The sequence below is a fragment of the Butyrivibrio sp. FC2001 genome, from assembly GCF_000424125.1.
Classification (GTDB): Bacteria; Bacillota; Clostridia; order Lachnospirales; family Lachnospiraceae; genus Butyrivibrio.
Map to the genome: position 1 here is coordinate 434,098 of NZ_KE384132.1, position 12,876 is coordinate 446,973.

A 12,876-nucleotide genomic window follows, 5' to 3' on the forward strand; every position below is an offset into this window, starting at 1 on the left:
CTAAATGGGTAATTGTCAAATGTAAGAGGGGGACACAATATGTATAAAAAGATTCTGGTCTATTTTATGGTTCTTACAATGGCACTGTCTATGTCTGCGTGCGGTTCAAAAAAGAATTCCGATGATACCAATTCAGAAAGCTCTTCAGCTATGTCTGCAGGAAAGCTGAAAGCAGGCACTACAGCCAGTGATGTTAAAGTAGAAGACACTGCTGAAGAAAAGAAACAATCCACAAATCCCATGGTCGGTTATTACAAAATCATAAAATTTATATCCGAAGGTGAAGACATTACCGAAGAGCTTCATGAGATGGAATCCATGGGCTCAAGTATTTATCTTATTGTAAGGGAAGACGGAACCGGCTATGTCAGCATGCTCGGAGAAAATACTGATTTTGACTGGAATGATAAGATATTTACTATGCATGATGCAGACATGGGAGATACTGATACGCCATACACCTTTAAGGATGGTCAGATAACCCTGGCTGCAGATAATACAGAAATGGTATTTGTAGCCATGACAGAAGATGAAGTAAAGGCATTTGATAATGGCGAATCAAATAAAACTGTAGATCAGATCACTGATGAGCTTCTTGATAATGCCCTGGGTGAAGCGATGGATGATGCAACAAAGCAGCTTGATGAAGCCGCTTCGGAAGCAGGGGAAGAAATTGATAAGGCTGCTGAGGATGCGTCAAAAGCTATAGAAGAAGCCAAAGACGATGCAGCAGAGGAAATTGAAAGTGCTCTGACTGACGGAAAGGATGCCATAACCGGTTCATTATCAGGAGGATTATCCGGATCTCATTCAAATAAAAAGGGGGATTCAGGTAATACTTCTTCAAAGTTTGATTCATCATATCTTCCTGATTTGTCAGGCGGAAAGCATATCAATGCCGGATATTACGAAATAATGGCATTCCAGGAAAATGGTACAACCTATTCAAAGGGACAGCTTAAAAATGCTGGTGTTGATTTTGACATGATGCTTTGCCCTGACGGAAAAGGCTATGCTCACTTTATCGGAACCTACTACGATCTGTCATGGGATGATGGAAGCATCTATGTCGCAACAGATGAAGGTCAGGAAAAGATGATCTACTTTGTATCCGATTATGATGGAAAGAACGTAATCACCATAAGCGATTCTTCAATGGCAATGGTCTTTGAATATGTAAAAGAAGCCGATCCAACCTACGAGTGGGCCGGCAATTCAGGGCTTATGCCTAACTGATTAATTTAATAATGAAATAGAAGACGCTTGGAGTAGGTGTTGCGGTATTCACTGGGAGTAAGACCGGTCAACCGCTTAAAGGTACGTGAGAAGTTATGCATATCCGAAAAACCTACTTCAGAAGCTATCTCTGTAATTGTACGGTCACTGTCAGTTAGATAATAACTGGCAGTTTCCATTTTTGTAGATAAAATAAACTGCTTAAGAGAGGTTCCGTTGACTTTACTAAACAGATGGGAGAGATATTTGGGACTATAACCAAAGGCATCTGCAATATCAGATAGTTTTATGTTTTCAGAGATGTTGCGCCTTATGTAGTCTGCAATATCAGAGTAAATCTGTTTGTTTCCCATGGGATCATCTTCAGAAGGAACCTCAACGCGAAGCTGACCAAAAAGCTCGGTAATTATGGCTGTGACTTCTGCATTAAGAGACAGCTCAGGGTAATTATTTCTCTCAAGATCCTGAAGCTGTTTCATTTTTACTATCATTTTCTGAGGTCTTGGAACTACAGACTTCTGAGGCATAATGAAACAATTGGATCTCTCATAGGAAGCATATTCGCCCTGTGAAATGCGAGCAGGGAAATTACACATATCAACAGTAAAGTGAAGCCAATAAAAGGAACAGTAGGCTTTTTTACTGCCTGATCTTAAGGAATTACTGGGCGGAAGAATCAGATATTCTCCGGCTTCCACAGTAAAGTCTTCATCCATATATCTAAGGAATAAAGTGCCTTCTGTAACTACGATCAGCTCGTAGTCAAATATAAGTGGCATTGTTTCATGCTGCCATTCATCTGAAAGGGCTTTAAATTTCCCTGACCGAAGATAACCGAATATCTGGTTCTTTGGAAATAGCATCAGCTTATCTTCCTGTTTTTTCTTCCTTCCTGCCATAGAAACCTCATAAAAAACGGATTATTTAAATAAAAAATGTTAATTATGTCCATTAAGTCAAGACTAATCAATATGTCAATTATACACTAAATAGGTCAAAATGACACAACGACATCATATATCTACACTAATATATATTAAATATTAAGAAAATGCTGATAAATACATGATTTATACATAAGATACATATTGACACCTTTTATATAGTTTTACTATTTTCCTAGCCATTCGAAAATGATATTTTTTTATCGTAAAAAATATATGAGAGAGGCCATATATCATGAAAAATAGAATTATATCTGCAAAACTTTCTGATGTAAAAATAAAAGACAAATATATAGATGAAGCATTCAATCTTCAGCTGACGAATATGCTTAAGCTTGATGATGACAGATTGCTAGCGGGCTTCAGGGAGACTGCCGGACTAATTGCAGGAATGAGTGAACCTCAGATAACTGAGTTTATGAAAAACAAACAGCGGTACGGAGGTATGTGGGAGGATGGACTTATTGGAGGTCATACTCTCGGACACTACCTTACAGCTTTGGCTCAGGCTAAGGTAAATCCTGCACTGACTGCGACTGAAAAGAAGGATGTTGAAAACAGACTTATAAATATACTTGAAGCCTTGAAGGAATGTCAGGAATATACTAAGGAAACTGATGGCGAAGGATTTATATTCGGAGGAGCTTTTCCGAGTAAGGAATTCAGAGAGAATCCTTTTTTACAGTTTGATAATGTAGAACACGGGCTTCAGGAATTATTTACTCAGGCGTGGGTTCCGTGGTATACGATGCACAAAATTTTGTCAGGATTAAATGCAGCTTTCCTTATTGCAGGAGAAAGCCTTGCTCTTGAGATAGCAAATAACCTTGGAATCTGGATTGCAAAGAGAACAGAGGGCTGGTCTGAGGAAGTAAATAAAACTGTTCTTAGCATAGAATATGGCGGTATGAATGACTGCCTTTACGAGCTTTACAGGATAAATCGTGAATTGCATGAGTCGGGAAAAGGCGGCGATCATCCTGAATACGAAAGGTTTAAGGCTGCTGCTCATCGCTTTGATGAGGATAGTCTTTTTGAGAAAGTTTTGACAGGTGAAAAGAACCTCTTTAACAATGTTCATGCCAATACTACAATTCCTAAATTTATCGGTGCGCTGGCAAGATATGAAGCAGATCATAATGAAACAAGATACCTTGAATATGCAGAGAGATTCTTTGATATCGTTGTTTCAAGGCATACCTATGTAACCGGTGGAAACAGTGAGAATGAGCATTTTGGAGAAGACAATATCCTTGATGCTGAGAGAACAAATGTAAATAACGAGACCTGTAACACCTATAATATGCTTAAGTTTGCAAGGCGACTTTATCAGGAGACAGGTAAAAAGAAGTATCTGGACTATGCGGAGAGAACCTTTATTAATGCTATTATGGCTTCGCAGAATCACGAAACAGGCTTTACAACATATTTCCAGGCTATGGCTACCGGCTATCAAAAGGTATTCAATAATCTTGATGGGAATTTCTGGTGCTGCACAGGAACAGGATATGAGAACTTCACCAAGCTTCAGGACGGAATATTCTTTGAGGATGAAAATAAACTTGTTGTAGCAATGTATATTGGTTCTGAGTATAAATCAGAGAACTATACAGTTTCACTTGATTGTGATCTTAGCGTTTCTGATGAAGTGAAACTGACTATAAGACCTAAGGCAGGCATATCATTTGATAAGGATTTATGGCTTATAGTTCCGACATGGGTTAAAGGTGATATTACAGTTGTAAAGGACGCAAAAAAAATAAAGGCTACTGTAAAGGATGGCTTCATGATTATTACTAATGAAAAGCTTAAGTCAGGTTGTGAGCTTAAGTTAACATTGCCTATGGGAATAACATGCCATAATTTACAAGATGGTAAGGACACCTATTCATTTATGTATGGCCCTTATGTATTATCAGCAAGACTTGGCACAGCTAAGATTAAGACTAAATCCCATGGCGTAGCAGTTAGCGTCGCAGCAAAGAAGGCTATAGATAATGACGAGATCGTTGTATCAGGTGAAAGCAGCGTTGATGATTTTATAAATAACATTGATAAGCATCTGATAAAAAGAGATGGCGAAATGGAATTTGATTTATCAGATACAGATAAGAAGCTGATTTTCACAACACATTATAACCAGTATAAAGAGAGCTATGGTATCTACTGGAAGCTTAGAGTATAAGCTTAAATAAAAAGTCAAATTACTTCCCGGAGGCATACTTTCGTATGTTTCCGGGATTTTGTATGTGGTATGAAAAAAATACTCTATCTAGCGGTAGTGAAAATGAAATAATTTTTCTATAATATGTATTGAAGAAAAGGTCCTTATTTTAGAAGGGGGATGAAATGATGAATATAAGAAGAAAGTTTCTATTGTCGACGCTATCATTCTGTTTAGCGTTTTGTTTGCTTGGGACAAATTCCTATGCTGCTCCAACTACTTTTGACAAAAATGATGATGATTATGGCTTTGGTGAGTTTGATCTTGGTACTCTGGTCATTGATTTGTCAAAAGGTGATGCAGTTGTAGACATAGGCAAAGAACCTCAAGGTGAAGCCTATTATTATTCGTTTAAGGGATTGTTATTTCCAGAAACAACCCCGGATGAAAAGCCGGCTACTGTTGAAGCAAACGCTCACACCGTAGGTGAACAGATCACTATTGATGGTGCGATTTATCAGATTACAGACCTCACAGCCGGTAATGAAAGCATAATGTACGTTAAGCCTGAGGATACGGGTATTAAGAGCGCAATTATTCCTGATACTGTGAATATTGATGGCGTAGATTATAAGGTTACTGATATTGAAGATAATGCCTTCAAGGGCTGCAAGAAGCTTAAGAAGGTTACAATAGGCGAGAACGTCCTCAGAATCGGAACAAAAGCATTCTATAAGTGCAAGAAGCTTAAGAAGATCACAATTAAGACATCCGCACTTACAAAGGATTCAGTTGATAAGGGTGTATTTAAGGGCATCAACGAAAACGCAAAGGTGAAGGTTCCTAAGAAGAAGGTAAAGGCCTATAGAAAGATATTTAAGAAGAAGGGATTAAACGGTAAAAACCAGAAGGTAACTAAATAATGAACTGACACAAGAGCAAGCGGAAACAAGCAGGAGGTTCTCATGAGGGAAAGCTGATGAGCTTCCGGATAAGGAATTATTACATCTATATAAATAAATATGAATTAAAAAGGCGGCTAAAATGCCGCTTTTTTAATTATTTTGACACAATTAAGCATGTAGTGGCAAAGCTTAATAAAACATTAAGAAATTCCTTTAATTTAGCACTAGAATATGCGCAATTTTCTGATAATATAGAAACCCGAGGGGAAAATTAAAGGATGTGAAAGAGGAAAAGTATGCCAATACTAGATTACGTGCTGAGAGAAAAATGGGGATACAATGAGGAAATAGAGTCACATCTAAATCATTTGGAAGAAATAAAGCTAGAGCTCCCCAGCAGGGAGACATGTGATGCGGATTATTATGATGCACCACTTATAAAGGTATGTGTCAACTGTCTGAAAAGTGGCATATACTTAAAACCGGATCAGGATATAAAACAACCTATCTATGCGCCAAAGCTTAGGGTTGGTCTTGATTATCTATTAAAATCCATAGAAGAATTACCATCAAATATCAAACTGAATATGGAAGAGATTGTAGAGGAGCTTGAGGCATTTTTCAGATTAAAGCTTCTTGCTGATGATGCAGAGACCTGCGAGCGCATTTTAAACTTCTTTGAAATGCTAAGAGCCTCAAACAGGGAAAATACCACACCTTTAAAGAGTGCACTTTTTCATAGAATGCTGGTGCTTATCTATGAGACAGGAGATTATTATCTTCTAAAATACAACAGATTCCGTCATGCGCTGCAGTTCTACAAAACCGTTGCAGATGTTTCAAAGGATGAGATTGTATTTGAACATGGCAACGATATCAGCCATGAGGATCTTGTTCAGTTAACCAATATCAGACTCTTCGCGGAGCAGTACGCAGAGCTTGATGAAAAATTAAAAGCAAGACAGTACTACGAAGCCATTGCTAACTTCCGCAGAAGAATTCAGTTCGATCACTTAGAGCTTTTGTCATCATACATAGAGACCAACATGATAAGAACAACAGGTAAGGATACTGATGCTCAGCAAAAGCTCATGCTCTGGAATCTTACAAATAAATATTTTGAGACCGGCAAGGATGAGATAAAAAGCTATACCAAAAAGAACCTGTCTGCTCTTAGAAATGAGGTTATAATACTGAACCTTCTTCTTGATCATGCCCTTGATAACGGCTTTTATCTGCACTATATGACTAAGCCTGATGAAGCATTTAAATTCGGTAAGCTCCTTGCAAATTACCCTGAGCTTTCATTTTATATGGATCTTAAGAAGGTGTTCTATACCGGTGGCAGGAAGTTCAGAATGCTGAATAAGTGTCTTGCCACAATGAATTATTACATAAGACTGCTTGATATGAGTCTCGGTGAATTTGAGTGGCCAAAGGAGCTTTCATTTTACACATCAAATGAGAATCTGGAAGACATCCTTCCTATTTCAGGCGATGGTGGGGACACCGGGCATTTTACAGTTATGCATGTAGGTCATATGAATGATCCAATGGAAGGCAGAACCATTTTTGAGGCGATCTCTGAAGACCAGGTATATCCTGAGTACACGGAATCCATAGAATACCCTTATGTTTTCATGAAGAACTTCACTACCAAGATTGATGATCTCACCATGTGGGAGATGTATGGCGACAGAGCAAAGGGCTTCTGCGCAGTAATAGACAGTGCCAGAGCTTCGAAGCATTATGTTCTGAAAAAGGTATGCTATTTACGTAATGAGACAGGCCGCCCCAAAGCATGGATGGAGGATAACGAATCCATGTCAGCAGCGACTGTATCCATGATAAATGACCTTATCTGGAAACTCTCTGACGAATATGCCTGCTTCATAAAAAGAGGCGGCGAAAAGGCAAAGATCATACCTCTTATGCAGCCTATCGCATATTTATTTAAAAAGGCCTCCAATGCTCATGAGGATGAGTACAGAATTATCAGACTTGAAGATGCGGACAGCCCGGCGATAAGACATACATCAGATAAGGGCGGAAAGCTCTTTGTCAAAAGCAATGAGAACACATATATAAAAGAGCTTATCCTAGGACCAAAGGCTGAAAATATTGAAGATAAGATTCCTTATTTACAGTATAGATGCCATTTCTTAAGTAAAACACTGAACATGAGTAGGGTAAACATAAAGGTATCCTCAAAAGAATATATTTAAAAACATGTGTAGAAGTACTTTATATAGTATTTAGAAAAACATAATATCCATCTAATAAAACCAAGGGATGAGAAACAGTATAATAAATTCAGAGCTATGCTTTTTTTCGTATGGAGGAAACCGAGAAAAAGCTATATTTGAAGCGAAATTTTGTTGACATAGATTCATCTACAGGCTGGAGAATGGCGGACAGATGGAAAAAACATTATCCACTTTTTTTAAAGAATATACGGCAAACAGACAGAAGATCTGGAAGACAAACCAGCATCTTCTTGAAGAGATGACCTTTAATAAGTGGAGAGATGTCCTCGTAGAGAGAGCAAAGATTACAAGAGACATCTATTCGGATAATAACAGGTTCATTATAGAAATACGACATTTTCTGCAGAATGGCATAGATGAAAGCATTGCCAAAAAGCTCTTCGAGGTTGTAAAAGGCTTTTATGATGGGGGATACGATGATCTTTTTGTAATGAGAAATCTCGCTAAGCCAGCGATCAGATTCTATGAAGAGCGAAGCGATTATGAAAAGCTCTGCCATCTATATAAGATACTGGGATACGAGTTTTTTGAGTTCTATGGAAGAATCGATAAGGAAAATGGTCCCGATGAGGCAGCGCAATATTACGAGAAATGTATAGCTCTACAAAAGCATTACAGGGATTTAAAGGACGCATCTGCAAGACTATGTATTTTTACTTCTTATAACAACCTGATAGCTCCCATAGGACAGACGACTACTGAATACAGGAGCAGGATGTTCAGGTATTACCACGAGGCCATGGATCTCTGGAATCAGAATTATGTTCAGGAGCTTGACGGAAAGAATGAAGATTTCTTGGCCTGTATAGGCCAGATTGAGGCGAATATCCTGTTTGCTGAGGAATTTGTCGAGAAAATGCCTCTGGATTTTACAATCGAATTTGCTGCAGCTGTTCCATATATAAAAGAAAAATGGAATAAGGAAGGAATGACTGATGATGAAGGCTCGCTGTTCAGAGCTGAAATAAAATGCCGCCTTATTAAAGGTGAAAAATATGAGCCGCTAATCGAGGATACAATAGAATACCTTGATAACATGGGTGATGTCGATTTTGAAAAGGATGAAGAAGAATCAATTATAAAAGTTATGAATTATCATAACTGCAGCTGTACCATTTTTTCGATATTTAAATGGAAGAATGTGGAGCATGACGTGCGCAGAATTTATATGGACAGATTCTGCAAAAAGGTCACTGATTTTCAGAAAAGAATCCCCTTCGGTGTGTGGCCTCAGCTTGTTGATGAGATGTGTGCAGAATGGTTTACAGAATATGCACCCTTCATTGACGATCCCGTTGAAAAGAAAGAACTGCTTCTTAAGCTGGTAATAATCAGGCAGCCTCTGACGTATATTCACAGCCTTATGGTAAGTGAGATTGCAATGCGAATAGCGCATGCTCTGATAACCCAGAAACCTTCATATTTTGTTGGCATTCCTGGATATCCTGATGAAAAAGCTGTGAAAGATAATCAGAAGGAGTTACTGGATTATATCGCAGACTGCGGATTAATACACGACTGCGGAAAATGCAGAATAGTAGGTGTTGTTAGCCGTCAGGATCGCCATCTTTATGATGAGGAATTCGAGATTATAAAACGTCATCCTATGGATGGATTTTTCATGCTAAACCATGATCCCAAATATTCAAAGTACTTTGACATTATTCGCGGGCATCACAAATTTTTTGATGGAAATGGCGGATATCCTGAAAGCTTTGACAATTTAAAGTCTCCATATAAACCGGTCATAGATCTGATATCCATTTCTGACAGCATCGATGCTGCGACTGACATATTGGGCAGAAATTATACAAAAGGTAAGGATTTTTCTACTGTATTTGAAGAGCTATCACATGAAGCAGGAACAAGGTACAGCCCTTCAGTAATAGAGCTGATAAAAAATAAGCACGGTCTGTATGAGGATCTAGATTACCTGACAAAGGATGGCAGGTTCGAGATTTATTTCAGGGCTTACAAGGAAATTCTCTATATTTAAACGTAGCTACAATATTCATTGTGGATAGCAGAATGTATTATTTCGTTAAATCCCTCTTTAACGAAATGGTAGCCAAATAAGCGCAAAGCCCATGGATACTGGGCTTAGTCCACCAATACGCCTAAAACTACGAATCTGAGCTGATCCTTTGAAGTACATGTTGAAAGTGTAACTACCTTCTTGGATTCATTCACAGGTATCTCCGAATCCATATAGGACTTCAATCTTACAGGCTCAGCATCTGCTACGAATTCCTTGGATTTTTCTCCTACATAATCATAGATGACGTAATCGTTAGGTACATCCATGTAAGCAAATATCTCGTATTTGTAGAGATTATCCTCGGTTATTATGTAGAAATACTGATGATCATTGTAGTAGTTCTTATTGTATCTGAAATTCCTCAGGGTACCGAACATAGTACGATTCTTCATATTATGGCCGTATACGATGGAATTAGAATCTGAGAAATCAGCTGCAGATCTGTAATCCAGGAAAATTGCACCTGTATCTGCAGGATTGCCATCATATCCATAGGTCAAATATTTCTCATTATCTTCGCTCTGCATTATGGGATAACTTATGGAGCCATCCTCAAAGTAAAGCCATCCCACTGCATCGTGATATTCGTTCTTTAATTTTTCAAGATACTCATCCATTGCATACAATTTATTATCGCCGGAAGAGTTGTCGGATGAATTATCTTCTTCTGAGTTTTCCGTAGCTTCTTCTGAAGCTTCTTCATCTTTATTTTCAGGCTCAGCCTCTGCTACTTCATTTTCCTGTTCACTGTCTGTATTCTCTACAGCTTCTACAGTTTCTTCAGTTTCTTCAGCTTCATCTGCTTCAGCATTATTATCAGAAACAGCTGCAGTAGTTTCTTCTTCAGTATTACCGGAATTAGCTTTATCATCGGTATTTCCTTCTACATCACCTGCAAAAGCTTCCTTTGTCTGCTCCTCTTCTGCTTTAGGCTCTTCCTCAGGTATCTCTTCTTCAGGTTCATCAACCTCAGTGGTTTCAGGCTCGGTAGCCTCCGGAGCCTCATTTTCATCGGCAGATACTTCTACATCGTTACTTGCAACTGTCTCAGGTTCAACATTTTCTGTAACAGCGACAGGCTGATTATCAGGAGCGATGACCTTGAACTTCCATATAAAGACTCCGACGATCGCTATAATAAGTGCTGCAACAAGAGCGATTTTATTCTTCATAAAGAACCTGAAGATATTAGCAAGAAGGCCAATTATCTTTTCGGGAATATACAAAATAATACTCAGAAATACAATCAGTCCGAGTGTTATATATGTGATATTCCTGGCATGTTTTTTATGCTTTGAATTATAATCTTTTGCGCTAAGCACTATTTTTGTAAAAAGCTTGTTCTTAAAATTATTCACGTAAATCTTCTTTCAGTTATATTAATATAAAAGTCGGACAACTATCGACACTAATAGATTGTATCACAGTTGCCCGACTTTATAATATCAAATTATAAAATTACTAAATAATTTTTTATTCTGCTCTGTACTTGTAAACAGAATTCTTTCCGCCTGCCTTCTTGATCTTCTTGACGATCTTCTTATACTTACTGTAGCTGGGAGCCTTAATAAGGAAGAATGTATCATCATTAGCTGACTTGAATGCGTCCTTACCGAACTTATCAAGTGCAAAGCCCTGGTTCTCAACACGGATGAGCTTTGTCTTTCCTGAGAAAGCGTTGCTTCCGATCTCAGTTACATAAGCACCGATCATTACAGTCTCAACCTTCTTGCACTTCTTGAATGCGTTCTTCTCGATCTTGGTTACCTTGTAAACCTTGCCATCGATAGTAACAGTTGAAGGAATCTTTACGTTCTTGATCTTTGTCTTTGTGCACTTTACAAGAGCTGCTGTGTCTTCGCCTGTTGTCTTGTATACATAGCTGCCTGTTGTGTCATTCTCGTCATTTAAAGAAGTGTTTACAGTAACCTGTGTTCCGTTACCATTGTTTGAACCATCATCAAGTACAAATGTTAATGTAAGGTTTCTGTTGCCACCCTTGCCACCTTTTCTAAGTGTGATGTAAGGATGATTAACTGTCCACTTATCAGCTGTAGCTATAGGAGCAAAAGCACTGTCAGCGGGAAGTGTTATTGTGCAAGCCTTAAGTGCGGAGCTGATGTTCTTAAGAGAACTTCCTAATACAAATACAGGAACTACGTTAGATACCTGATCATTTACAGTAAGGTTTGTACGTGTAGTTGTATTATCAGAATTAAGAACTGCTAACTTATAGTTGCTTGCTGAATATAACTGGTCTTCCTCGTACTTAGCAACCTTTTTATTGGAATCGCTGTGCTTACCATTGGATGTACGAAGCTTTGTGCAGTAATTAACTCTTGTATAGCCATTGTTCTTCATTGTCTTCTGAGAAACGTTGAAGCTATCGTAATTAACCTTGCCCTTCTTTGCCTTGTCGCAAGCAGGGATGTTTGTCTCATACCACTTACCGATCTTAACCTGGTTCCAGCACTTACTCTCATTGAAAAGAATATCGTTCTGAACATCACACTCATCTAAAAGAAGTGAAAATGCAAGAGCATAACCCTGCGAGGAAGCTCTGTGTGTTACAAGTGCGCCATAAGCTGTGTTCTTAAGATCCTTGTTATCGATACCAACCTTAACATTAGTTACGTTATCGATGATCATATTGAAGCACTCAAGCTCCTTTGTGAAAACTGAAGCATCATCATCAATGTTCTTCATGATTCTTTTTACAGCTGACTTAAGATTCTTCTTCTCTGTTGAATAATCGCTGTCACCTGTTTTTCTAAGATATGCGAAGCAGCTATACTTACCGCTTGAATTCTTTACTGTGACAAACTTAAGCTCTGCCATTGCAGGTGCGATCTCATAAGGATTGCTGTAAATGTAAGCACGTCTTGCATACTTGAGATCATCGTTTGAATACTTTTTCTTTTCATCAGAATTTGTATACATGGTATAGAAATTAGATGATTCAAACTGACCCTTGTTAGCAGATGTTACTTCAACACCCTTATCCATAATTCTGGTATCAAGGTACTCATAAGCATCGAAGATCTTCTTCTGACTTTCATTCAGAGCATCCTTAACAGCTGATGATGCAGCTTCTACAGTTACAGGCTCTGAAGCTACGAATGAAACCGGTACTACTGTTACAGCGACTGCTGCAGCAAGAAAAATTGACTGTAAACTTTTGCGAAGCTTACCCTTTGAATTGAACATATAGAACCTCCCTCTAAATTGTTAACTTTTTTCAAAACTAAATTTCATACATTAAGTATAAAATAATATGTCCAACAAATGTCCAACAATATTGCTATCTTTTTCGTAATTATTG

8 protein-coding genes are annotated in these 12,876 nt (G+C 38.2%); 5 read left to right on the forward strand and 3 right to left on the reverse strand.

The window, feature by feature from the left end; all coding sequences use genetic code 11:
* Nucleotides 1-39: 39 nt before the first annotated feature.
* Nucleotides 40-1,236 carry a hypothetical protein gene (locus G601_RS23665; protein ID WP_035790834.1) on the forward strand — a complete coding sequence of 399 codons (1,197 nt, stop codon included), beginning with the start codon at nucleotides 40-42 and terminating at the stop codon, nucleotides 1,234-1,236.
* Nucleotides 1,237-1,241: 5 nt separating this feature from the next.
* Here G601_RS23665 and G601_RS0115580 read toward each other — a convergent pair whose 3' ends face one another.
* On the reverse strand, nucleotides 1,242-2,135 hold the full coding sequence (locus G601_RS0115580; protein WP_051200481.1) for a helix-turn-helix domain-containing protein: 894 nt from the start codon (nucleotides 2,133-2,135) through the stop codon (nucleotides 1,242-1,244).
* A gap of 280 nt (nucleotides 2,136-2,415) precedes the next feature.
* On the opposite strand from G601_RS0115580, the gene G601_RS23670 reads away from it, so the two are divergent.
* From G601_RS23670 to G601_RS0115605, 4 genes are all read left to right on the forward strand, one after another.
* Nucleotides 2,416-4,365, forward strand: a complete 1,950-nt coding sequence (locus tag G601_RS23670) for a beta-L-arabinofuranosidase domain-containing protein (RefSeq protein ID WP_051205920.1) — start codon at nucleotides 2,416-2,418, stop codon at nucleotides 4,363-4,365.
* 164 nt (nucleotides 4,366-4,529) lie between these two features.
* Nucleotides 4,530-5,267: a leucine-rich repeat protein gene (locus G601_RS0115590; protein WP_081673555.1), complete on the forward strand. Its 738-nt coding sequence runs from the start codon at nucleotides 4,530-4,532 to the stop codon at nucleotides 5,265-5,267.
* A 278-nt stretch (nucleotides 5,268-5,545) separates the two neighbouring features.
* Nucleotides 5,546-7,474 (forward strand): hypothetical protein, encoded by a 1,929-nt coding sequence (locus G601_RS0115600; RefSeq protein ID WP_026665910.1) that lies wholly within the window; start codon nucleotides 5,546-5,548, stop codon nucleotides 7,472-7,474.
* 193 nt (nucleotides 7,475-7,667) lie between these two features.
* Complete coding sequence (locus tag G601_RS0115605; RefSeq protein WP_026665911.1) at nucleotides 7,668-9,512, forward strand: HD-GYP domain-containing protein; 1,845 nt, start codon at nucleotides 7,668-7,670, stop codon at nucleotides 9,510-9,512.
* A gap of 104 nt (nucleotides 9,513-9,616) precedes the next feature.
* Here G601_RS0115605 and G601_RS25280 read toward each other — a convergent pair whose 3' ends face one another.
* Nucleotides 9,617-10,726, reverse strand: a complete 1,110-nt coding sequence (locus tag G601_RS25280; protein ID WP_155834556.1) for a sortase domain-containing protein — start codon at nucleotides 10,724-10,726, stop codon at nucleotides 9,617-9,619.
* Between the two features lie 301 nt (nucleotides 10,727-11,027).
* Entirely contained in the window at nucleotides 11,028-12,761 is a 1,734-nt protein-coding gene (locus G601_RS0115615) for a leucine-rich repeat protein (RefSeq protein WP_026665912.1), read from the reverse strand.
* Between the last annotated feature and the right edge of the window lie 115 nt (nucleotides 12,762-12,876).